The organism is Micromonospora peucetia, assembly GCF_900091625.1.
Classification (GTDB): Bacteria; Actinomycetota; Actinomycetes; order Mycobacteriales; family Micromonosporaceae; genus Micromonospora; species Micromonospora peucetia.
Genome location: NZ_FMIC01000002.1, coordinates 6,742,367 through 6,765,464 on the forward strand (window position 1 = coordinate 6,742,367; position 23,098 = coordinate 6,765,464).

General features: G+C 73.1%; 16 protein-coding genes, 1 tRNA gene and 2 CRISPR repeat arrays. Of the genes, 1 reads left to right on the forward strand and 16 read right to left on the reverse strand.

Annotated features, from left to right (window positions below; all coding sequences use genetic code 11):
* The first annotated feature begins 130 nt into the window (after positions 1-130).
* Positions 131-1,013: a CRISPR direct-repeat array (repeat unit 28 nt; unit sequence CTGCTCCCCGCGCACGCGGGGGTGATCC).
* A 65-nt stretch (positions 1,014-1,078) separates the two neighbouring features.
* The 11 genes from GA0070608_RS29435 to ald form a co-directional block, all read right to left on the reverse strand.
* On the reverse strand, positions 1,079-1,858 hold the full coding sequence (locus tag GA0070608_RS29435; protein WP_091621200.1) for a transposase family protein: 780 nt from the start codon (positions 1,856-1,858) through the stop codon (positions 1,079-1,081).
* Positions 1,859-1,925: 67 nt separating this feature from the next.
* A CRISPR array of direct repeats spans positions 1,926-4,334; the repeat unit is 28 nt; unit sequence CTGCTCCCCGCGCACGCGGGGGTGATCC.
* 185 nt (positions 4,335-4,519) lie between these two features.
* On the reverse strand, positions 4,520-5,647 hold the full coding sequence (locus GA0070608_RS29440) for a tyrosine-type recombinase/integrase (protein ID WP_091632686.1): 1,128 nt from the start codon (positions 5,645-5,647) through the stop codon (positions 4,520-4,522).
* A 116-nt stretch (positions 5,648-5,763) separates the two neighbouring features.
* A tRNA-Pro gene (locus GA0070608_RS29445) sits at positions 5,764-5,837 on the reverse strand.
* 200 nt (positions 5,838-6,037) lie between these two features.
* The gene (gene der, locus GA0070608_RS29450) at positions 6,038-7,441 is read right to left on the reverse strand and encodes a ribosome biogenesis GTPase Der (protein WP_091632690.1); all 1,404 of its coding nucleotides are present in this window, start codon (positions 7,439-7,441) and stop codon (positions 6,038-6,040) included.
* Positions 7,438-8,118: a (d)CMP kinase gene (cmk, locus tag GA0070608_RS29455; protein ID WP_091632696.1), complete on the reverse strand. Its 681-nt coding sequence runs from the start codon at positions 8,116-8,118 to the stop codon at positions 7,438-7,440. Before cmk ends, der begins: the two co-directional genes overlap by 4 nt.
* 155 nt (positions 8,119-8,273) lie before the next feature.
* Positions 8,274-9,044: a pseudouridine synthase gene (locus GA0070608_RS29460; RefSeq protein ID WP_091632700.1), complete on the reverse strand. Its 771-nt coding sequence runs from the start codon at positions 9,042-9,044 to the stop codon at positions 8,274-8,276.
* Positions 9,031-9,915 carry an SMC-Scp complex subunit ScpB gene (scpB, locus tag GA0070608_RS29465; protein WP_411970796.1) on the reverse strand — a complete coding sequence of 295 codons (885 nt, stop codon included), beginning with the start codon at positions 9,913-9,915 and terminating at the stop codon, positions 9,031-9,033. Before scpB ends, GA0070608_RS29460 begins: the two co-directional genes overlap by 14 nt.
* Positions 9,916-10,142: 227 nt before the next feature.
* Entirely contained in the window at positions 10,143-11,186 is a 1,044-nt protein-coding gene (locus tag GA0070608_RS29470; protein WP_091636467.1) for a segregation and condensation protein A, read from the reverse strand.
* Positions 11,187-11,239: 53 nt separating this feature from the next.
* The gene (locus tag GA0070608_RS29475) at positions 11,240-12,163 is read right to left on the reverse strand and encodes a ParA family protein (protein ID WP_091632707.1); all 924 of its coding nucleotides are present in this window, start codon (positions 12,161-12,163) and stop codon (positions 11,240-11,242) included.
* A 266-nt stretch (positions 12,164-12,429) separates the two neighbouring features.
* A complete protein-coding gene (locus GA0070608_RS29480) occupies positions 12,430-13,422 on the reverse strand; it encodes a site-specific tyrosine recombinase XerD (protein ID WP_091636469.1) in 993 nt (330 codons plus the stop codon).
* An 11-nt stretch (positions 13,423-13,433) separates the two neighbouring features.
* Positions 13,434-14,549 (reverse strand): alanine dehydrogenase, encoded by a 1,116-nt coding sequence (ald, locus tag GA0070608_RS29485; protein WP_091632710.1) that lies wholly within the window; start codon positions 14,547-14,549, stop codon positions 13,434-13,436.
* A 160-nt stretch (positions 14,550-14,709) separates the two neighbouring features.
* Between ald and GA0070608_RS29490 the strand changes: the two genes are divergently transcribed.
* Entirely contained in the window at positions 14,710-15,099 is a 390-nt protein-coding gene (locus GA0070608_RS29490; RefSeq protein WP_091636474.1) for a TM2 domain-containing protein, read from the forward strand.
* Positions 15,100-15,209: 110 nt separating this feature from the next.
* Here the strand turns inward: GA0070608_RS29490 and GA0070608_RS29495 are convergent, their stop codons facing one another.
* From GA0070608_RS29495 to murJ, 5 genes are all read right to left on the reverse strand, one after another.
* Positions 15,210-15,815 carry an NUDIX domain-containing protein gene (locus GA0070608_RS29495; RefSeq protein ID WP_091632713.1) on the reverse strand — a complete coding sequence of 202 codons (606 nt, stop codon included), beginning with the start codon at positions 15,813-15,815 and terminating at the stop codon, positions 15,210-15,212.
* Positions 15,816-15,882: 67 nt separating this feature from the next.
* Entirely contained in the window at positions 15,883-17,634 is a 1,752-nt protein-coding gene (locus GA0070608_RS29500; RefSeq protein WP_091632716.1) for a CTP synthase, read from the reverse strand.
* Between the two features lie 150 nt (positions 17,635-17,784).
* On the reverse strand, positions 17,785-20,172 hold the full coding sequence (locus GA0070608_RS29505) for a hypothetical protein (protein WP_141719602.1): 2,388 nt from the start codon (positions 20,170-20,172) through the stop codon (positions 17,785-17,787).
* Entirely contained in the window at positions 20,172-21,338 is a 1,167-nt protein-coding gene (locus GA0070608_RS29510) for a glycosyltransferase family 4 protein (RefSeq protein WP_091636479.1), read from the reverse strand. The genes GA0070608_RS29505 and GA0070608_RS29510 overlap by 1 nt, the downstream gene beginning before the upstream one ends.
* A 55-nt stretch (positions 21,339-21,393) precedes the next feature.
* Entirely contained in the window at positions 21,394-23,097 is a 1,704-nt protein-coding gene (gene murJ / locus GA0070608_RS29515) for a murein biosynthesis integral membrane protein MurJ (RefSeq protein ID WP_091632719.1), read from the reverse strand.
* Position 23,098: the final 1 nt, after the last annotated feature.

The window sequence follows — 23,098 nt, forward strand, 5'->3', positions numbered from 1 at the left end:
GCATGACCGACCGATAGGCTGACCCGAGCGGACAGCACCAACCCCCGCGCGATCCACACGATCGGTGATCTTGGGAGCCAAAGTGAACAAAAACCAGAAAGTTGATCTATAGCGCCACAGGTCAGAAAGCCTGCTCCCCGCGCACGCGGGGGTGATCCAAGGGATAAGAAAAAGGCCCCCGAAAGCTCGGGCTGCTCCCCGCGCACGCGGGGGTGATCCCGAGGCGCAGGATGGCGTCATCACCTTTTCGTTCTGCTCCCCGCGCACGCGGGGGTGATCCCTTGACCTCGTGCTGGTCGTCGCTGCCCCACTTCTGCTCCCCGCGCACGCGGGGGTGATCCGGTGGAGCAGGTGATCGACCGCTATGACGCTGCCTGCTCCCCGCGCACGCGGGGGTGATCCGGCGCAGCGGGAGAACTGGAAGGCACGCAAGCGCTGCTCCCCGCGCACGCGGGGGTGATCCGGTGGGCCGCTCGAAGGCGAAACCAACGACCAGCTGCTCCCCGCGCACGCGGGGGTGATCCATGAGGTGGGCGACCTGCGCGCGGTTGAAGGTCCTGCTCCCCGCGCACGCGGGGGTGATCCCTCGAAGCCGGGCGACACCCTGTCGGAGCACGTCTGCTCCCCGCGCACGCGGGGGTGATCCCCGCTCGCGGGCGGATCGGCCATGGCCGGCCTGCTGCTCCCCGCGCACGCGGGGGTGATCCCCGCCGCCTGCATTTCCGCCTCGGTGCTGGCGTCTGCTCCCCGCGCACGCGGGGGTGATCCGGCACAGTCATCATCGACCGCACCAGCCGGTACCTGCTCCCCGCGCACGCGGGGGTGATCCACGTCCGTAGTCGGCGATGCTGGTCGAATCCTCCTGCTCCCCGCGCACGCGGGGGTGATCCCCCGGGTGAGGGCCTGTCGATGTACACCCCGGTCTGCTCCCCGCGCACGCGGGGGTGATCCGGCGTGGGGACACGACATCACGGGCGTGTGGAACTGCTCCCCGCGCACGCGGGGGTGATCCCTGTAGTGGGTACCTAAGGGACGTCTCGTAACTGGGTGAAGGCGTTGCCTGGGACGGGGTCGGCGGTCAGCCGGCGAGGATGATGTTGTGGAGGTTGGCGATGCCGGAAGCGGCGTCGGCCAATGTGTGGGCGGCGCGGCGGTAGTCGCGCAGGATCTTGAAGCACTTCATCCTGGCCAGGGCGTGTTCGACCCCCGCTCGGACGGTGCGGTGTTCGACGTTGAGGGCTTCCTTCCAGGTCGGCAGCGAGCTGCCGTCGGCGGGCTTGCGGTACGGCATGATCACCTCGGGGTTACCTCGGTAGCCGCCGTCGGCCATCACCGGCCGCCCGTTCAGCTTCTGGTCGATGTCTGAGGTGCGGTAGACGATCGTGTCGTTGCGGTTGCCCGGCTGCGGATCGCCAACGGCGATGACCAGGCGGGTGCTGGCGTCGATGGCGACCTGCAGGTTCGTCGAGTAGCGGTAGTTCTTGCTGCGGGCGGCCAGGCGGTGATCGCGGGTGGGGATCAGGGTGCCGTCGACGATGGCGATCTGTTCGACCGGCCGTTTACGCACTGGTGCCAGGGCCAGTAGCGGCGCGAGGGTGTCGATGACCCGGTGCGCCGCGGAGTGCGACACCCCGAACAGCGGGCCGATCTGCCGCATCGTCAGGTTCGTACGCCAGTAGGCGGCCACCAGCAACACCCGATCCGGGAGGTCGAGGGCCCACTGCCGGCCCGGCCGGCCGTCGGCGATGCCGTCACCGCCGCGCTCGGCGACCAGCCGGACCAGCCTGCGGAACTGGGCGGGCTGCAACCCGGTGAACGGAAAGACCCACTCCGGACGGGCTGCCGAGATCACCTGCACCCCACCATGATCCACGATGGACGCGAGACCCAGTTACGAGACGTCCCTTAGGCAGGCTGACAAGCCCCTGCTCCCCGCGCACGCGGGGGTGATCCCCGGCTGGCGCAGATCGAGCGCCGCCGGCAGGACTGCTCCCCGCGCACGCGGGGGTGATCCCTCGCGGGACGCCCTGGCGGAGGTGCGGTCGCTCTGCTCCCCGCGCACGCGGGGGTGATCCCCGGAGTGGTCGTGTCGGCCCCCTCGCCGACCGCTGCTCCCCGCGCACGCGGGGGTGATCCCGGGGGGCCCGCCGTGGTCTACCGCGCCAACCCCTGCTCCCCGCGCACGCGGGGGTGATCCTGTCAATGACGGTCGATTCGGGCTGAAACCCTCCTGCTCCCCGCGCACGCGGGGGTGATCCCTCGCGGGGCTGGTGGGTCAGGTGCTGTCCACCCTGCTCCCCGCGCACGCGGGGGTGATCCGTCGGGGTGTGTGGCGACGTGAACGGGTGCGGTCTGCTCCCCGCGCACGCGGGGGTGATCCGGTCAGGCCGAGCTTGACGGCGATCTCGGAGACCTGCTCCCCGCGCACGCGGGGGTGATCCGTACCCGCAGCCCGTCGACGAGCTGCTGCCGAACTGCTCCCCGCGCACGCGGGGGTGATCCGTGGGCACGTGCCCTCAACCACCGCATCGTTCTCTGCTCCCCGCGCACGCGGGGGTGATCCCAGCGACAAGACCCGCCGACCCACCGGCCGCACCTGCTCCCCGCGCACGCGGGGGTGATCCCTGGTGGAGGACCACGGCAATCTGCTGGCCTACCTGCTCCCCGCGCACGCGGGGGTGATCCGGCCGTCCGGGCGGCCGTCGAGGACGGCATTTTCTGCTCCCCGCGCACGCGGGGGTGATCCCGCCGTGAGTGTGCCGATCCCCCTGGCGGTGGCCTGCTCCCCGCGCACGCGGGGGTGATCCCGAGATCACGGCCTGCCGCTCCGCCCGCAGGCCCTGCTCCCCGCGCACGCGGGGGTGATCCGCCGTCCCGCTTGTGCCAGATACGGCCGTTGTACTGCTCCCCGCGCACGCGGGGGTGATCCCGTCATCAACCCGCTTGTGCGGCTGGGTGGTGACTGCTCCCCGCGCACGCGGGGGTGATCCCGCGTCGAAGGCCCCGTTCAGGGTCGGCCCGGCCTGCTCCCCGCGCACGCGGGGGTGATCCCATGCCGCCACTGGGGGCGTCGGGCGCGCTCGCCTGCTCCCCGCGCACGCGGGGGTGATCCGGCCGTCCGGGCGGCCGTCGAGGACGGCATTTTCTGCTCCCCGCGCACGCGGGGGTGATCCCGCCGTGAGTGTGCCGATCCCCCTGGCGGTGGCCTGCTCCCCGCGCACGCGGGGGTGATCCCCGGACGCCCCGCACGCCGTGAAGACGCCGGTGCTGCTCCCCGCGCACGCGGGGGTGATCCCTCGTCGGCGCGCTCCTTGGCCCGCGTGATGCCCTGCTCCCCGCGCACGCGGGGGTGATCCCGAGATCACGGCCTGCCGCTCCGCCCGCAGGCCCTGCTCCCCGCGCACGCGGGGGTGATCCGCCGTCCCGCTTGTGCCAGATACGGCCGTTGTACTGCTCCCCGCGCACGCGGGGGTGATCCCGTCATCAACCCGCTTGTGCGGCTGGGTGGTGACTGCTCCCCGCGCACGCGGGGGTGATCCCGCGTCGAAGGCCCCGTTCAGGGTCGGCTCGGCCTGCTCCCCGCGCACGCGGGGGTGATCCCATGCCGCCACTGGGGGCGTCGGGCGCGCTCGCCTGCTCCCCGCGCACGCGGGGGTGATCCCGGCACCACCCACCCCACCGGACGGTCGTGGGAACTGCTCCCCGCGCGCGGGGGGGTGATCCGACGCCATCCGTCCGGCCGCATGGGAGCAACAACTGCTCCCCGCGCACGCGGGGGTGATCCCACCCTCTGCGTCAACCCGTGGCACCTGGAGCCCTGCTCCCCGCGCACGCGGGGGTGATCCGCAGGGACACGCGCGGATGGCTGAGCGGTTCGTCTGCTCCCCGCGCACGCGGGGGGTGATCCGTCGGCTATCCGCTGGTCGCGGGGACTTCGGGCCTGCTCCCCGCGCACGCGGGGGTGATCCCACCGAGGCGGGTCGCAAGAACATGGCCATGCTCTGCTCCCCGCGCACGAGGGGGTGATCCCTGTTCAGGCCCGGCCCGGTGTATGCCCGCTACCTGCTCCCCGCGCACGCGGGGGTGATCCCTCCCGCCGACGCCCCGCCGTGTCGTGGTCCTGCTGCTCCCCGCGCACGCGGGGGTGATCCCTCGCGTTGGATGTTGCGCCACAGATCGAAGTCCTGCTCCCCGCGCACGCGGGGGTGATCCCGCCCACGGGTTGGCCTGCGGATGCCGTTCCCCCTGCTCCCCGCGCACGCGGGGGTGATCCGGCCTGCAAGGAATCCAGCAGCCCGGCCGGTGACTGCTCCCCGCGCACTCGGGGGTGATCCCACACCAACCACGTTCACATATCCGCCTACCAATTACTCTCCGCGCCCGCCACAACCGTCCGCCGCCGGCAGGAGTAGCCAGGTGCGCTGGGATCTCCCCGGTATCAGACCTTCGCATGCAGCGACAGGATCGCCTTGTGGAACCTGTCCAGGCGACGGGCATGCTTGGGCCCGATGCGCGGCACTCACCCTCCCGACAGCAGGGCATTCTCCATGAGTTCGGCTGCTCTTCGTTCGGCGTCCGGAAGGACGTGGGTGTAGACCATTCTGGTCATCCGACCCTCGGCGTGACCGAGCCGATGTTGCATCACGTGCTCAGGCACGCCCCCATCCGCCCCGGCGGTAGCCGACGTGTGACGCGCATCGTGCAAAGCAATCACAGGCAGGCCTGCCGCCCGGCACGCGAGCTCCCACTTGTCGGTGAAGTACTTCGGGTAGTACGGCTTGCCATCCTCCCGGCAGAAGACGTAGCCCAGATCCTGATAGGCAATGCCCGCCGCAGCCTTCTCGGCCAACTGTGCTTCGTGATGAGCTTCGAGAACCGCGACAACGAGGCCTCCGATCGCGATGGGTCGCGTACTCCTGCCCTTCGGGCTCTTCTCCACCACGCCCGCGCTCGTCGTCGTCCGTTGCCAGTCCACGAACAGAACTCCACGCGCAAGGTCAAGCCTCGCCCATTTCAAGCCGGCCAGCTCACCGCGCCGCATGCCCAGTACGACAGCGAGCACCCAGGCCGCGTGAAGTCGATGCGTCACGTGGAACTTCAGGAAGACGGCGGCTTGTGGTGCCGTCCACACACCTTTGCGGCCCATCGTCGGCCGCTGAACCTTCTTGGGCTGACGCACACCTTCGATGCTGATACCGAGGTCCTTGAGGGCCTTCATGAGGACCCGATGGACAATGCGGACGGTCGTGGCCGACAGCGGTCCGCCTTTCTTGTTGCCCGAGCGGAGCAGCGTCTTGTAGAACTCGTGGATGACGCGCTTGTCCAAGGCGTAGAGCTGCCGAGAGCCGATGTGTGGATTGACGTAGCACCGGATGAGGTCACGGTAGTTGCACAGCGTGGTTTCTTCGACGTCGAGTTCACGTTCGTCCAGCCAGCCCTGCAGTTCAGCGGCGACGCTGCCGTCGGCGGCCAGGCCTGCATGCCCGAAGGACTGCAGCGCGGCCTTCTCGGCAGCCGCTGCGGCTTTCTGACTGGGGAAACCTCGGCGCTTCTGCTGGCGCCGTTTCCCGTCCTGCCCTGCCGGCAGATCGATGACGTAGTACCAGGCCGTCTTCTTACTCGCGAGACGGTAGCTGCTGACGGTCATGAGGACACCCCCGTGGTCACGACGTGAGACCTACGGTTCAACCGTAGCGATCACTGTGACCACGTCCGTGACCACAAGATCATCGATGATCTTGTGGGTGCCCTGCTCAATACCCGTCGGGACGGCCGGATTCGAACCGACGACCCCTTGACCCCCAGTCAAGTGCGCTACCAAGCTGCGCCACGTCCCGATACTCCCGCGCGAATCTCCCCGCGGCAGCCGGTACAGCTTAGCGCAGGATCTTCACGCCGTCCGCACTGCCCCTCCCGGGGCCGGTAACGCATCGTCCATCCCACTACCCCTACGGCGTCCTAGGAGGATAGGGAAGTTGGCGGGGCGGCAAAAAGCCGGGTGGGAGCACGCTCCCACCCGGCTTTTTGAACGAGCGGGTCAGCCGTGCGCCTTGCCCCGGCCGCCCGGGCCGAGCTTCTTGCGGGGGCGTACGGAGATCTCGATCGGGCTGCCCTCGAAGCCGAACTCCTCGCGCAGCTTGCGCTCGACGAACCGCTGGTAGCCCGCGTCCAGCGGAGCGGTGGTGAACAGCACGAAGCGCGGCGGGGCAACGCCCGCCTGGGTGGCGAAGAGAATCTTCGGCGCCCGTCCGCCACGCACCGGGTGCGGGGTGGCCTGCACCAGCGCGGTCAGCCACGCGTTGAGCTGCGCGGTCGGCACCCGGGTCTCCCAGCTGGCCAGCGCCTTGCGCAGCGCCGGCGCGAGCTTGTCGACCGCCCGGCCGGTCTGCGCCGACAGGTTGAGCCGGATCGCCCACGGGATCCGCCGCAGCTCGCGATCGATCTCCTTGTCCAGGTAGTACCGACGGTCGGCGTCGACCAGGTCCCACTTGTTGAAGGCGATCACCAGCGCCCGACCGGTCTCGGTGACCATGGACAGGATCCGCTGGTCCTGCTCGCTGATCGGCTCGCTGGAGTCCAGCAGCACCACGGCGACCTCGGCGGCCTCGATCGCCCCGGCGGTCCGCAGGCTGGCGTAGTACTCGGTGCCGCTGGCCTGGCCGACCCGCTTGCGCAGGCCCGCCGTGTCGACCAGCTGCCAGGTCTCCCCGCCGATCGCGACCAGGCTGTCGACCGGGTCGACTGTGGTGCCGGCGACCGCGTCGACGACCGCCCGTTCCTCTCCCGAGAAGCGGTTGAGCAGGCTGGACTTGCCAACGTTCGGCCGGCCGACGAGGGCCACCCGGCGCGGGCCGCGCGGGCGGTTCTCGACGATCTTCGGGGCCTCCGGCATCGCGCTCATGATGGCGTCGAGCAGGTCACCGGAACCGCGCCCGTGCAGCGCCGACACCGGGAACGGCTCACCCAGACCCAGCGACCACAGCGAGGTGGCCTCCATCTCGATGGCGGTGTTGTCGGCCTTGTTCGCGACCAGGATGACCGGCTTGGCGCTGCGGCGCAGCATCCGTACGGCCGCCTCGTCCACGTCCGTCGAGCCGACCATCGCGTCGACCACGAACAGCACCACGTCGGCGGTGACGACCGCCGTCTCGGCCTGCGCCGCGATCGCGGCCGCCCGATCCTTGGCGTCGGGCTCCCATCCGCCGGTGTCCACCACGGTGAACTGCCGGCCGCCCCACTGCGCGTCGTACGGGACGCGGTCCCGGGTGACGCCGGGGACGTCCTCGACGACCGCCTGGCGGCGACCGATGATCCGGTTGACCAGGGTCGACTTGCCCACGTTGGGGCGGCCGACCACAGCCACGACCGGCTGCGGACCGGTCGGCTCCTCGTTGGCGGCGTCCGGCTCCCGCAACTCGACCCACCCGTCGATGTCGGTCATGCCACTCCCCGATCGGTCAGCAGGTCGCGCAGCCGCGCGACGACCTCGTCGATGCCCAGCTCGGTGGTGTCCAGCACCACGGCGTCGGCGGCCTGGGCCAGCGGATGGGCCTTGCGGGTCGAGTCGAGCCGGTCCCGCCGGGCCAGGTCGGCCGCGGTTGTCGCCACGTCGGTGGCGTCCTCGGCGCTGCGCCGGGCGGCCCGGGCCGCCTCGGAGGCGGTGAGGTAGACCTTCAGGTCTGCGTCCGGGGCCACCACGGACCCGATGTCGCGGCCCTCGACCACGATCCGGCCCGCATCGGCGATGATCTCGCGCTGCCGGGTGACCAGCAGCACACGCACCGCCGGCACGGCGGCCACGGCGGAGACCGCTCCGGTCACCTCCGGCCCGCGGATCTCCGCGTCGACGGTCACGCCGTCGGCGGTCACGCCGTACCCCTTCGGGTCGGTGCCGATACGCAGGTCCACCTCGCCGGCGACCTTGGCCACCGAGCCGGCGTCGGCCAGGTCGATCCCCGAGCGCAGCACCGCCCAGGTGATGGCCCGGTACATGGCGCCGGTGTCGAGATAGCGGGCACCGAGGCCGACGGCGAGCCGCCGGGAGACGGTGGACTTACCTGAACCGGACGGCCCGTCCACAGCGACCACACATCGCCCGGCCCGTTCGTTTTCCTCCACCGTTGTCCTCCTCAGCCCGTACCTCACGACACGCCCAACGCGTCCCGCAAGCGGTTGTCCAAACGCTCTCAATGATGCCCGGGCGTCGCGCGGAAGGCGCCACCGGCGCCGGGCCGCCACGGAGCCTACCGGCAGCCGTACCCCGAACCCGGGGGTCAGTCACCCACGGCCTTGAACAGGGCGGCGACCTCCGCGTTGGTCAGCCGCCGCGTCCGCCCCGCGCGCAGGTCGCCCAGCCGGATCGGCCCGATCGCGGTACGCACCAGCCGGCTCACCGGGTGGCCGACCTCACCGAGCAGCCGGCGGACGATGTGCTTGCGCCCCTCGTGCAGGCTCAGCTCCACCTGGGCGCTGCGTCCCAGCGTGTCCACCACCCGGAAGGAGTCGACCTTCGCCGGGCCGTCCTCCAGCTCCACGCCGGCCATCAGCTTCTTGCCGAGGTTACGCGGGATCGGCCCGGACACCTCGCACAGGTACGTCTTCTGCACCCCGTACGACGGGTGCATCAGCTTGTGCGCGAGGGTGCCGTCGTTGCTGAGCAGCAGCAGGCCCTCGCTGTCCGCGTCGAGCCGCCCGATGTGGTAGACGCGCTGCTCCACCCGGTTGCCGAGGAAGTCCGCGAGTGCGGTGCGCCCCTTCTCGTCGGCCATCGTGGAGACCACCCCACGGGGCTTGTTCATGGCCAGGTACACCAGTCGGGTGTCGGCGACGAGGCGCTCGCCGTCGACGTGGATCACGGCGGTGGCGGGGTCGACCTTGTCGCCGAGGTGGGCGACCCGGCCGTCGACGGTGACCCGGCGGCGGAAGATCAGGTCCTCGCAGGCGCGCCGGGAGCCCACGCCGGCGGCGGCCAGCACCTTCTGCAGGCGCTCAGCCCCCTCGTAGGCGGGCGCGTCGGGGCGGGGCGTGCGGTCATCGCGTGGCATCGGCAAGCTCTTCTACGTCGTCGGGAAGGAACGGGGCCAGCGGCGGGAGGTCGTCGACGCTGTTCAGCCCGAGCTTCTCCAGGAACATCGTGGTGGTCCGGTAGAGGAACGCCCCGCTGTCCGGTTCGGTGCCGCACTCCTCGACCAACCCGCGGGAGACCAGGGTACGGATCACCCCGTCGCAGTTGACACCCCGGATGGCGGAGATCCGCGACCGGGTGACGGGCTGCTTGTAGGCGACCACGGCCAGTGTCTCCAGCGCGGCCTGGGTCAGTCGCACCGACTGCCCGTCCAATACGAACCGTTCCACGTAGGTGGCGTATTCCGGCCGGGTGTAGAGACGCCAGCCACCCGCCGCCCGGCGCAGCTCGAAGCCGTGCCCGGCGGCCGTGTAGCCCGCGGCGATCTCGTCCAGCATCGGCCCGATCCGCTCGGGGGACTGCTCCAGCACCTGGGCGAGCGTCAGCTCGCTGACCGGCTCGTCCACCACCAGCAGGATCGCCTCCAACGCCCCACGCAGCTCGGCGTCGTCGAGCTCCGGCGCCGGCTCGGGCGTCGCCCGCCGCCGCCCCGTCGGCCCCTTCGCCGGTACGCCCCCCGTCGGCCCCTTTCCCGCCGGTACGCCTCCAGCGCCGCGCTCCCCTTCGGCCCCCTCCGGCCCCGCTGCCCCCGCCTGGCCTGCTGGCTCCGCCGGCTGCCCCTCGGTCTCGGTCGGCTCCTCCGACCCCGCCGGCTCCTTCGGCTGACCCGAGGCCGCGGTCGGCTTCTCCGGCCCTACCGGCTCCTCCGACTGACCCGCGGTCGCGGTCGGCTCCTCCGGCCCCGCCGGCTGACCCGCGGTCACTGTCGCGAATCCCGAGCCCACCTCCACCTCGAACGCGGCCCCGGCCCCCTCGAAGCCCGCGCCCAGCTCCGCCGCGTGTGCGATGTCGGGGTCTCCGGCGATCTTGGTAGGTTCTGGCCCCTCTAGGGGCTCGGAGCTACCAAGATCGCCGGTGTCGGGGGTGTCGGGAGCGACGGAGGGAGGCGTGGGGCGCTGCCAGGGTGGTACCCAGGCAGCGGCCTGGTCGGCCAGGGAGTCCCGACGTTCGTCGCTGCTCATCCCGCTCGCTCCTCCGTCGTCGCCGCCCCGCTTTCGCCCGCCACCACACCCGGCGCCGCACCGCTGTCCTCCGCCGCCGCACCCGACGTCGGATCCGGGCGCGGGCCGGAGCCCGGCGGCTCCGACGGGGGCGAGGCCGACTCGGACGGGGTGCCCGCGTACTCGTCGATGTGCAGGTCGGGGCCGCTGTCGGCGGGACCGGTCCAGCGTACGGTCAACTCCTCCAGCGCCTGCTCCTGGACGAAGGCGACCAGGCCCTCCCGGTAGAGCTCCAGCAGCGCCAGGAACCGGGCCACCACCTCCAGGGTGGCCTCACAGTCGGCGCAGAGCAGCGAGAAGGTGGCCGTGCCGGCCCGGCGCAGCCGCTCGCTGAGGATGGCCGCGTGCTCCCGGACACTGACCCGGACCATGTGCACGTGGGCGATGGACACCTCGGGCACCGGCCTCGGCGTCATCGCCCTGATCGCCAGCTTCAGCAGCCGCTCGGGGCCGATGCCGAGCACCAGGTCGGGCAGCGCGTCGGCGTACCGTGCCTCCAGGGTCACCGCCCGGGGGTAGCGCCGGCCGCCGACCTCCTCCAGCGCGGCGATGTGCGCCGCCGCCTCCTTGTACGCCTTGTACTGCAACAGCCGGGCGAAGAGCAGGTCCCGCGCCTCCAACAGGGCGAGGTCCTCCTCGTCCTCGACCTCGGCGGCGGGCAGCAACCGGGCCGCCTTCAGGTCGAGCAGGGTCGCGGCGATGAGCAGGAACTCGCTGGCCTCGTCCAGGTCCCACTGGTCGCCCATCGCGCGGATGTACGCGATGAACTCGTCGGTGACCCGGTGCAGCGCCACCTCGGTGACGTCGAGCTTGTGTTTGCCGATCAGTTGGAGCAGCAGGTCGAACGGGCCGGTGAAGTTCGCCAGCCGGACGGTGAACCCGCCGCTTCCCGTCGCCCCGGGCACACCCGCCGGGTCTGTCGGCACCTCGGCGGCGGCCTCGGCGGCCCGCACGGGCGGCTGCTCCGGCGTCGTCGGAGGGTCGAGGGGTGGCGCGGTCACCGGAAGACCGTAGTCCACGTCCCGCCCGGCACGGCGCGAAGGTGCATCCCGGCCTACCGCTCGGCCTGGGCGGCGATCACCTCGCGGGCCAGCTGGCGGTAGTTGCGGGCGCCCGACGAGGCCGGGTCGAGCGTGGTGATCGGGGCACCGGCGACCGTGGACTCGGGGAACTTGACGGTCTTGGTGATCACCGTCTGGTAGACCTTGTCGCCGAACGCCTCCACCACCCGCTGGAGCACCTGACGGCAGTGGGTGGTGCGGCTGTCGTACATGGTGGCGAGGATGCCCTCGAGCTCCAGGTCGAAGTTGAGCCGCTCGCGCACCTTGTCGATCGTGTCCAACAACAGGGCCACACCGCGCAGGCTGAAGAACTCGCACTCCAGCGGGATGAGCACGCCGTGCGCCACGGTCAGCGCGTTGATCGCCAGCAGGCCCAGCGAGGGCTGGCAGTCGATCAGGATGTAGTCGTATTCCTTTCGGACCGACCGGAGCACGCGGGCCAGGGCCATCTCCCGGGCGACCTCGTTGACCAGCTGGATCTCGGCCGCGGAGAGGTCGATGTTGGCCGGCAGCAGGTGCAGCCCCGCCACGTCGGTCTTGATCAGGACGTCCTCGGCGGTGACGTCGTCCTGCATGAGCAGGTTGTAGACCGACAGGTCGAGGTTGTGCGGGTTGACCCCCAGCCCGACCGAGAGGGCGCCCTGCGGGTCGAAGTCGACCAGCAGCACCTTGCGGCCGTACTCGGCCAGCGCGGCGCCCAGGTTGATGGTCGTGGTGGTCTTGCCCACGCCACCCTTCTGGTTGGCCATCGCGATGATCCGCGCCGGGCCGTGCCGGTCGGTCGGCATCGGCTCGGGAATCGGCTTACGCATCGTGTATGCCGCTGGATCCGCCGGACCGAGACCCGCCCCGAGCGTGGCCTGCTGCTCGCGGAGTTCCGTCGTCCAGGTCTCGGCACGGTCACCATTGCCCGCCATGTGCTCGTTGCCCCCTCCCGACGACCACCCGGCGTCGGAGCCGTCCGACGTCCCTCGCGGCGCCGCTGCGCACCCCGGTCTGCATCACCATCGCCCCAGGAGGTCCGCGCCGATGCCGACTGTACGCCACCGGCCGGCGGCCCGGTCGCACCCGCTCGGCGTGTCGCCGCCCCCGCCGAGCAGGCCAGCCGCCGGTGACGTCCACGGCGGACCACCCCGGGCACCGACTCCGCCGCCGGCGGCCACCCCGGCGGTCCGGCCCGCGCTCAGCCGCGTGCCCGGGGGTGGGCGGTGGCGTACACCTCACGCAGCCGCTCGACCGTCACCAGGGTGTAGACCTGGGTGGTGGTCACCGAGGCGTGGCCCAGCAGTTCCTGCACCACCCGCACGTCCGCGCCGCCGTCGAGCAGGTGGGTGGCGTAGGAGTGACGCAGGGTGTGCGGGGAGACCGCCTCCGGCCCGTCCACCGGCAGCCCGGCCCGCTGGGCGGCGCGACGCAGGATGGTCCAGGCGCCCTGCCGGGACAGCGCACCGCCGCGGGCGTTGAGGAAGACCGCCGGGGTGCCCCGGCCGGCGGCGGCCAGCCCGGGCCGGGCCCGGACCAGCCAGGCCCGCACCGCCTCGATCGCGTACCCGCCGATCGGGACCAGCCGGTTGCGGCCCCCCTTGCCGCGCAGCAGCACGGCACCCTCGTCGACGTCCAGGTCGTCCACTGCGGCACCGACCGCCTCGGAGATCCGCGCCCCGGTGCCGTACAGAAACTCCAACAGCGCCCGGTCACGCAGCGCGAGCGACGCACCCTCGCCGGCAGCGGTCACCGCGCCGGCGGTCTCCAGCAGCCGCACCACGGCGTCGACCGGCAGTGCGCGGGGCAGCCTGCGCGGCGGGGTGGGTGGGCGGACGTCCCGGCTCGGGTCGGCGCCGGTCAGCCCCTCGCGCAGCGCGAACCGGTGCAGCCCGCGTACCGCGCTGGCGGCCCGCGCGGCGGAGGAGACCGCGAGCGGCGGGTGCTCGTCGTCGCCGGCGCGCAGCCGGGCCAGGTGCGCCTCGACCTGCCCGGGGCCGACGGCGGCCAACTCCGGCACACCGGCCGCCGCCAGAGTGTCCAGGTAGCGCTCCAGATCCCGCCGGTACGACGACAGCGTGTTCGCCGACAGTCCCCGTTCGACGGTGAGGTGGTCGAGGTAGCCGCGCACGGCACGGCGCAGGGCCGGCGCGGGCTCCGCGCCCGCGCCGGCTCCGTCCGGTGTGCCGGTCAGCCCGCCACCCCTCAGGCCAGCGCGTCGGCCAGCGCGAGGGTCGCCATGCCGTGCGCCTCGCCGACCGGGCCGTAGGTGACCTGGCCGTCGTGGGTGTTGAGGCCCAGTGCCAGCGCCGGGTCGCGACGCAGCGCCTCGCGCCAGCCGTGGTTGGCCAGCTCCAGCGCGTACGGCAGGGTGACGTTGGTCAGCGCGTAGGTGCTGGTGTGCGGCACCGCGCCCGGCATGTTCGCCACGCAGTAGAAGATCGATTCGTGCACCTGGTAGGTCGGCTCGGCGTGCGTGGTGGGACGTGAGTCCTCGAAGCAGCCGCCCTGGTCGATGGAGATGTCGACCAGCACGCTGCCCGGCTTCATCCGGGAGACCATCTCGTTGGAGATCAGGGTCGGGGCCTTCGCGCCGGGCACCAGCACCGCGCCGATGACCAGGTCCGCGTCCAGCACGGCCCGCTCGATCTCGTACGCGTTGGAGGCCACCGTCTGCAGGTGGCCGCGGTAGATGGCGTCGGCCTGGCGCAACCGGGCCACGTTCTTGTCCAGCAGCAGCACCTCGGCCTGCAGGCCGAGCGCGATCGCGGCGGCGTTCATGCCGGAGACACCGGCGCCGATGACCACCGTCTTCGCGGCGTACACACCGGAGACGCCGCCCATCAGGATGCCGCGCCCGCCGCCCTGCCGCTGGAGGTGGTAGGCGCCCACCTGCGGGGCGAGCCGACCGGCCACCTCGGACATCGGGGCGAGCAGCGGCAGCGACCGGTCGGGCAGCTCGACGGTCTCGTACGCGATGCCGGTGACCTTGCGGTCGACCAGCGCGTCGGTGCACACCTTCGAGGCGGCCAGGTGCAGGTAGGTGAAGAGCACCTGCCCCTCGCGCATGCGGTGGTACTCCTCGGCGATCGGCTCCTTGACCTTGAGCACCAGCTCGGCGGTTTCCCACACCTCGTCGGCGGTGGCCAGGATCTTGGCCCCGGCGGCGGCGAACTCGTCGTCGCTGATGCTGGACCCGACCCCGGCGCCGGACTCGACGAAGACCTGATGACCACCGCGGACGAACTCGTTGACGCCCGCCGGCGTGATCGCCACGCGGTACTCGTGGTTCTTGACCTCGCGGGGGATTCCGACCTTCACGATGCAGACACCTCTCTTCGGGGCTGCGCTCCCCCGACTGCGCGGCGCCACGGCGGCCCCTTTGCCGCCGCGGTCCACCGGTCCCGCCGGCGGCAGTCTAGGCGCGCCGCCGCCCCCGTTGAGGCAGCACAGTGACATCCGGTGCCCGTGCACGCTGACGATGTGTCAGGTGTCAACCAGGGCCGCCGGAGGGACGTCACCTCAGCCGTCAGGACAGTGTTCATCCATTATCGTCCCACTCTTCGGGTGCCGCTGCGGACAGGAGGCCGGTGGATCACTAGGGTGTCGCCTCATGACCACTCCTCCTTACCAGCCCGGATACCCGTCGGGCGTCTCCGACAAGAGCAAGATCGTTGCGGGTCTCCTCGGCATCCTGCTCGGCACCTTCGGTGCCGGCCGGTTCTACACAGGTCACACCAAGCTCGGTGTCCTGCAGCTCGTGGTGAGCCTGGTGACCTGCGGCGCCGGCGGGCTCTGGGGCCTCATCGACGGCATCCTGATCCTGGTCAACGGCGGCACCGACGCGCAGGGACGCCCGCTGCGCGACTGATACCGACAACCGATGACCAAGGGGCCGTGCGGCGAACCGCACGGCCCCTTCCGTCGTACCCCCGTCGGCGGGCCGCCGGAGGATGGCCCGGTGGCTCGCCGACGGCTCGCTCAGCGCGGCAGCGGCGCGTCGGCCCGGCGCAGCGCCGACCAGCCGGTGTCGCGGGCCCGGGCGGCGGCGAGCAGCCCGGCCACGCAGGAGGCGTTGGTGATCTCGCCCGCGAGGACCATGCCGACCGCCTCGTCCAGGTCGACCCGGACCACCTGGAGGTCGGCCTCCTCCTCGCGCCGCTCGTGCCGCCGCTCCGCCGGCACGTCCGCCAGGTCCCGGGCCAGGAACACCCGGACCAGCTCGTTGGTGAAGCCCGGCGAGCTGTGCAGGTCCACCAGGACGTCGAGCCGCCCGGCGGTCAGGTCGACCTCCTCACCCAGCTCCCGCACGGCGGCGGCGGCCAGGTCCTCGCCGGAGACGTCGGTCAGCCCGGCGGGCAGCTCCCACAGATGCCGCCCGACCGGATGCCGGTACTGGCGGATCAGCACCACCTGACCGGCCGCGTCGAGCGCCACCACGGCGACCGCGCCGACGTGCCGGACGAAGTCACGGACCCCCGTCCCGCCGCCCGGCATGGTCACCTCCTCGCTGACCACGTCGAAGACCGGGCCCCGGTAGCGCTCGGTGCGCGACCGCACCTCGTAGCGGTGCTCGACGGCGCTCACGACGCCCCTCCACTCCGCGTGCCGGCGTCGCGAGGCGCCCCGCCGCGCTGCCCGATGGTTCGCCCGCTCACGAGGCCGACGCCGCCTTCGCGGCGGCGCCGCCGTTGCGGGCGGCCTTCTTCGCCGCCGCGGTCTCGACCGCGTCCAGGTCGACCGGGAGCTGGTCGGCTTCCGAGTAGGCCACCGCCGCCTTCACGAAGGAGGCGAACAGCGGGTGCGGCCGGGTCGGCCGGCTCTTCAGCTCCGGGTGCGCCTGGGTGGCGACGAAGAACGGGTGCAGGCTGCGGTCCAACTCGACGAACTCGACCAGCCGCCCGTCCGGCGAGGTGCCGGAGATGTGCAGGCCCGCCTTGGTCAGCGCGTCGCGGTAGGCGTTGTTCACCTCGTACCGGTGCCGGTGCCGCTCGCTGACCTCGGTACTGCCGTACGCCTCGGCGACCAGCGAGCCCTCGGTGAGTGCCGCCGGGTACGCGCCCAGCCGCATGGTGCCGCCCAGGTCGCCCCTGCCGGCGACGATGTCCTCCTGGTCGGCCATGGTGGCGATGACCGGGTGCGCGGCCTCCTCGTCGAACTCCAGCGAGTTGGCGCCCTCCAGACCGGCCAGGTGCCGGGCCACCTCGATGGTCATGCACTGTAGGCCGAGGCAGAGGCCGAGCAGCGGGATGCCGTTCTCCCGGGCGTACCGGGCGGTGCCGATCTTGCCCTCGATGCCGCGCACCCCGAAGCCACCCGGGATCACGATGCCGTCCACGCCGGCCAGGGCGGCTGCCGCGCCGGCCGGGGTGACGCACTCGTCGCTGGGCACCCAGCGCAGCTGCACCCGGGCCCGGTGGCCGAAGCCGGCGGCCCGGATCGCCTCGCTCACCGACAGGTACGCGTCGGGCAGGTCGACGTACTTGCCGACCACGGCGACGGTGACGGTGTGCCGGGGCTGGTGCACCCGGTCCAGCAGGTCGTCCCAGCTGGCCCAGTCGACGTCGCGGAAGGAGAGGCCGAGCCGGCGCACCACGTACGCGTCGAGGCCCTCCCGGTGCAGCACCTTCGGGATGTTGTAGATGCTCGGCGCGTCCGGGGCGGCGACGACCGCCTCCCGGTCCACGTCGCAGTAGAGCGAGAGCTTCTCCTTGAGCTTCTCCGGGATCTCCCGGTCGCAGCGCAGCACGATCGCGTCCGGCTGGATGCCGATGTTGCGCAGCTGCGCCACCGAGTGCTGGGTCGGCTTCGTCTTCAGCTCGCCCGACGGCGCCAGGTACGGCACCAGCGAGACGTGCAGGTAGAAGCAGTTGTCCCGGCCAAGGTCGTGACGGACCTGGCGGATCGCCTCCAGGAACGGCAGCGACTCGATGTCGCCGACGGTGCCGCCGACCTCGGTGATCACCACGTCCGGCACCTGGCCGTCGTCGTCCGGGTCGGCCATCGCCAGGACCCGTGACTTGATCTCGTTGGTGATGTGCGGGATGACCTGGACCGTGTCGCCCAGGTACTCGCCGCGCCGCTCCTTGGCGATCACGTCCGAGTAGATCTGGCCGGTGGTGACGTTCGCCTTGCCGGAGAGCGCCCGGTCCAGGAACCGCTCGTAGTGCCCGACGTCGAGATCCGTCTCGGCGCCGTCCTCGGTCACGAAGACCTCGCCGTGCTGGAACGGGTTCATCGTCCCCGGGTCGACGTTGAGGTAGGGGTCGAGCTTCTGCATCACCACGCGCAGTCCGCGCGCGGTGAGCAGGTTGCCGAGGCTGGAGGCGGTGAGGCCCTTACCCAGCGAGGAGGCGACTCCCCCGGTGACGAAAATGTGCCTGGTCGTCCGTGCTGATGGGGCCAAGGCCTGCTCCCGTGTCGTCCGTCGCGGTCGTGCAGACCGCCGTGACGATCAGCAAAGTGATCACGCGATCCACGGGATTCCACGCTAACACCTCACCCACCCCCTCCGCCGGGCGCACCCGGACCGGACGGCGGGGTGTCCCGCCCCGAATCAGGAGGCTGTGACCTCGGTCGATGACCGGCCGGCCGGCGCGCGCTCCCCGGCGTCGGTCCCGGCCGTCGGCCCGTCCGCCCCGCGGCCCGTCCCCGGGGCGCGCGGGGCCGGGGGCGCCGGCGCGGCGGACGGCTGCGCACCCGGGTTCGGCGTACGGGCGACGTCCTCCCCCGCGCCGGCCGGTGCCGGCCGGTCCGGTCCGTCGCCGTCCGGTCCCCCGCCGGTGTCGCCGTCCGACCCGCCGCCCGACCCGCCGGGCCCCTCGTCGCGCTGACGGCCCGCGTCGGGCAGCGTGCGGTCCGTGGAGTGGTCGAGCACCCGCAGCGCGGCCAGCGCCGCCATCGGCACCACCAGGGCGGCTGCCGCACCGGCGACGTCCAGGGCGTCGCCGGCCAGCACCCCGCCGATCACTGCGGCGACGGCGGTGCCGGCCATCGCCGCCCGCATCGCCGGGTAGATGCCGAACAGCCGCTTCAGCCCGCCCCATGGCTGGAGCAGGGCAAACCAGACCAGCAGCGCGCCGGCCAGGGCCAGCACGGTCAGCGGGCTGTTGACCAGGGTCTCGAAGTTCGCCGTGCTGGAACGGTGCACGGTGAGCCCGCCGGTGCCGTCGCCGACGGCGGCCAGGAACCGGCCGAGGCTGCCCCGCTCGGCGGCAGGCCGACGCACGTCGAGCACCGCGAAGCCGATGGTCAACGCGAGCCCCGCCATGGCCGCCCAGGCCAGCCGGCTGACCGTCAGCCAGCCACCGGCACTGATCGCCGCGGCGACGCTCAGCCCGGCGGTCAGGGCGATCGCGCCGATCGGATCGGCTCCCAGGTACGGACTGCCGACGACCAGCACGGCGGCGCCACCGACGGCCACCATCACGGGTGGCCGCCAGGACCGGCGGACCCGCTGGGCCAGCCACCCCGCGCTCAGCAGCGCGCCGGCCAGGAACACCCCGAGCCCGACGGTGCCCAGCCCGGCGTACCGGCCGCCTTCCAGGGCGGAGTAGCCGACCACCCCGTTGAGCTGGAGGCGGGCGCCGGTGAGCACGTCCATTCCCACGGTCAGCGTGGTCAGGCCGGCCACCGCGCCGAGCGGGCCGAGGGTGCTCGCGTATCCCGGCGTGAGCCGGACCACCGCGGTGGCGGCGGCCAGCAGCAGCACGGTCACCCCGGCGAAGTACACGCCGGCGTGCTCCCCCCGCCACCAGGGCACGACATCGGCGAGCAGGGCGGCCGGTACGGCGAGGGCCGCCGCGACGAGCAGCAACTCCACGACCGCCACCACCCGCCGCGACACCGGCTCCGGGCCGTACGGGCCGGCGTGCCGGCGGGCCCGGCGCAGCAGCGGCAGCACCGCAACGGCCAGCAGCACCTGGGCGCCGGCCAGCAGAGTGAAGAACCAGTCGGCCACCCGGCGCTGGGCGGCCGCCTCCTGGTCGGCGTCCGCGGGCTCGGCGATCGCGGCGGCGAGGTCCGCCGGCCGGCCGCCGACCGACTCGGCCGGCCGGCCGAGGAAGAGCCGCTCCGGCATCGGCCGGCCCAGCGCGGTGAGCGCGGTCGGCGCGAGGTCGACCAGTTGCAGGTAGCCCTCCCGACCGGTGCTGGTCGAGGTGAGCCACCCGCGTTCCCAGCCCGGCCCGTCGGCCACGGCGACGTGCAGCCGGGACGGGGAGTCGGTGTCGGACACCCCGGCGACGAGCACCAGCGATCGGGGCGGCCGGGCGGCCAGCACCCGGGCCAGGCGGGTGTCCGCCTCGCGCGCGTGCGCGGCCCGGGCCGCCGGGTCCTCGCCGGCCACCGTGCCGAGGTCGACGATGCTCAGCACGCAGGAGCCGAGCAGCTTGGCCGGGTCCGCGGGGAGCGCCGGCGCGTACCGGTCGACGCGGCCGAACGGCCGGGCGGCGGCCACGGCCGCACCGGGCCCGACCGCCACCGAGCAGCGCACCGACTCCGCCAGCGCGCCGGGCACCGTGCCCCAGGGCAGCCGCTCCTGGTTGTGCAGGACGACGCTCTCCTGGTCGGGCAGGTTCGCGCCGATGCCGTCGGGCTGCTCCACCGTAACCTGGGCCGGCGGACAGGCCCCGGCCTGCCGGCTGCCGTTCCAGGCGGCGTAGCTGCCGGCGCCGAGGGTCAGCCAGCCGTCCACCGGGCAGGTCGGCCGGTGCGCGGAACGGACCGACAGGGAGCCGATCGAGCCATCCTGGGCCATCCGCCACAACGTCGGCGTGGTCTGCGGGTCGACGTCCTCCCAGCGCAGCCCGGCCACCCCGACCAGCACCACGAAGTCAGCGGTACGCTCGGGCGGCGCCTCCCGTTCGGGACGGGCGGCCAGCGCGGTGATGCCCAGCACCACCACGACCAGGGTCAGCAGGATCGGGGCGATTCTGCGCCGCATCACCGGCGTCCCGTCGACGGGGCGTCGGCGCCGGGAGCGGCCGGTCCGGCGCCGTCCGGGGCCAGCTCGGCGTAGAGCGCCGCCAGTTGGGCGAGAGTGTCCGCCTCGGTGGGCCAGGTGGCGGCCCGCTCGGCACCGCGCCGCCCCAGCCCGCTCCGCCCGGCCTCGTCGTCGAGCAGGGCGCGCACGGCCGCGTCGACTGCCTCCACGTCCCCCGGCGGCACCAGCACCGCGGCGTCGCCGACCAGCTCCGGCAGGCCGCCGACCGCGGTCGTCACCAGTGGTACGCCGGCCCGCATCGCCTCCTGCGCGAAGAGCTGACGGGCCTCCCAGTCGCTCGTCACCACCGCCAGGTCGGCTCCGGCGAGCAGGTCCGCCACGTCGGTGCGGTGCCCGAGCAGGGTCACCGGGGCCCGGGCGGCGGAGATCCGGGCCGCCAGCGGCAGGTAGGCGGGGCCGCTGCCGGCGATCACCACGACCGGTGCCGGTGTCCGGGTACGCCACCGGGCGGCCGCGTCGATCAGCACGTCGTACCGCTTCTGCGGGTGCAGCCGGCCGACGGACAGGATCAGCGGCTGGTCCGGCCCGACGCCGAACTCGGCGCGGACGGCGACGCGGCGGCGGCGCGGCGCGGGCAGTGCCGGCGCCGCGACCGGGGCGAGGCGGGCATCCGTCGCGCCCAGTGCGGCGGCCCGCTCGACCAGGTCGGCGGAGGCGCCGAGCGCCACCCGGGCACTCCGGGCGACGACCCGCTCGACGAGACGGGACACGCTGCCGCGCAGGCCGCCCGCGAGTACCGCGTTGTGCCAGGTGACCACGAGCGGGGCCGCCGGGCGGGCGAGCACGGCGACCAGCCCGGCGCGCAGACCGTGGGCGTGCAGCACGTCGACCGGTTCGGCGGCGAGCGCCCGGCGCAGCGCGGTGACCGCGCGGGCGTCGGCCGGGGTCGGGCTGGCCGGGATCTCCACCGGCACGAAGCGGGCGCCCACGCCGGTGAAGTCGAACTGTTCCTGTGTCGCGGCGGGCCCGCAGACCAGCACGGAGGCGCCCGCGGCGGTCAGGCCCTCGGCCAGCGACCGGACGTGCTGCCCGACGCCGCCGGTGCTCGAGGCGAGCAGCAGGGCCACCGTGCCGTGCCAGTCGGGAACCGGTGTCGGTTGCGTCACCGCGACCACCCCCGCTCGCCGGTCGCCGTCGGCCGGTCACCCGTCCTGCACCCGCTCACCGGGACACCGTCTCCTTCCCGCCACCCCGTTCCGGGGGGATGTCACCCTCGCCCGTCGCGTCGGCGGAGGCCGCCGGCCCACGCCGGCCCACCCTGCCCAGCCGCCGGAGCACCCCGGCGAGCAGCGGCGTCACGTCCCGCCGGTCGACCAGCCAGACGACGGCGAGGAACACGACGCCGACCAAGACTCCGGACAGCATGCCCTGCACGAGTGCGCCGAGTGTCGTCGGGGTGCCGCCGGCAGCCGTGTCCAGCAAACGGGCGACAGCCGTTCCGGCGAGCGCGGCCAGGGCGCCGGCGAGCAGTCCGGCGGCGCCAGCCCGGGCCGCGCCGGCGAGCGCGGAACGCCCGGCCGCGCGCCGTACGGCGACGAGCAGCAGCCCGCCGAGCAGCACCATCCCGACCGAGTTGGCCAGGCCCACCGCGAGCACCCGGTCCCGCAGCGGGAGCAGAGCGCCCAGGACGAGGGCGGTGGCCGGCACCGCCAGGAACCCGACGGCGGTGGCGACGGTGGCCACCCGGGTCTCGCCCCGGGCGTAGAGGGCCCGGCTCAGTAGCGCGTAGAGCCCGTATCCGAGCAGGCCCGGCGCGAACCCGGCGATCGCCCCGGCAGCCGCGTCCGCCGCGGACGGCGCGAAGAAGAGGTGACCGACGGGGATGGCGGTCCCGGCCAGCGCGGCGGCGCCCAGGCAGCTGAACAGCAGCACGCCGCGCACGGCCGGCGCCAGGGTGCTCCGGTAGCCGTCCTCGTCGCCGGCGGCGTGGGCCGCCGCCAGCGTCGGGTACGCGGCGACGGCCAGCGGCACCGCCAGCACTGCCCACGGCAGCAGGTAGACGGTCTGGGCCAGGTTGTAGACGCCCGGGCTGTCTGCGGCGCCGTAGGTGACCTGGTTGAGGCTCACCATCAGGGCGACCTGCTGGGCGGTGACGGTCACCGCGCCGGCCACCACCAGCCCACCCACGCGGGCGCGGGCGTCGGCGGGGAACCCGAACCCCGGCCGTGCCCTCAGCCGCAGCCGGCGGACCGGAACCAGCAGCGACAGGGAGAGCACGACCACGCCCAGCGTGGTGCCGACGGAGAGCAGCAGTTCCCCGCCGACGCTCACGTCCGCGACCGTGGCCAGCGGCCCCTCGACCGCGGTGAAGACCAGGTAGACCACGATGACGGTGAGGCTGGACAGCAGCGGCGCGAGGACCGGCCAGGCGAACCGCCGGTGTGCCTGGAGCACCCCGGTGAGGACGATGCCCACCCCGTACAGCGGTAGTTGCGGAGCGAAGATCCGCAACATCCGCTCGCCGCTGTCCTGCTGGGCGGCGGTCAGTCCGTCGCCCAGCAGCGCGACCGCCGGCCCGGCGAGCAGGGCCACCAGCACGGCGAGGGGCACCAGGAGGCTCACCGTCCAGGTGAGCAGCGCGCCCGTGGTGCGGGCCACCGCCGCCCGGTCACCCGCCGCTACGGGACCGGCCAGCAGCGGTACGACCAGGCTCGCCAGCGCGCCACCGGCGACGATCTCGAAGATGAAGTTCGGCACCGCGTTCGCGACCACGTAGGTGCCGCCGAGGTCGGTCGGCGCGAGCGTCCAGGTGAAGACGGCGGTGCGGCCGAAGCCGGCGAGCCGGCTGACCACGGTGAGGACGGCGATGAGCGCGGCCGCTCCGGCGACACGGCCGGCGCCGGCGAGGGGTGCCGGGGTCGTCACG

Excerpts from the sequence above, each read along its gene's own strand:
- GA0070608_RS29440 (WP_091632686.1), bottom strand. The coding sequence starts at position 5,647 with ATGACCGTCAGCAGCTACCGTCTCGCGAGTAAGAAGACGGCCTGGTAC.
- der (WP_091632690.1), bottom strand. The coding sequence starts at position 7,441 with ATGACCGACATCGACGGGTGGGTCGAGTTGCGGGAGCCGGACGCCGCC.
- GA0070608_RS29460 (WP_091632700.1), bottom strand. The coding sequence starts at position 9,044 with ATGCCACGCGATGACCGCACGCCCCGCCCCGACGCGCCCGCCTACGAG.
- GA0070608_RS29475 (WP_091632707.1), bottom strand. The coding sequence starts at position 12,163 with ATGGCGGGCAATGGTGACCGTGCCGAGACCTGGACGACGGAACTCCGC.
- GA0070608_RS29490 (WP_091636474.1), top strand. The coding sequence starts at position 14,710 with ATGTGTCAGGTGTCAACCAGGGCCGCCGGAGGGACGTCACCTCAGCCG.
- GA0070608_RS29505 (WP_141719602.1), bottom strand. The coding sequence starts at position 20,172 with ATGCGGCGCAGAATCGCCCCGATCCTGCTGACCCTGGTCGTGGTGGTG.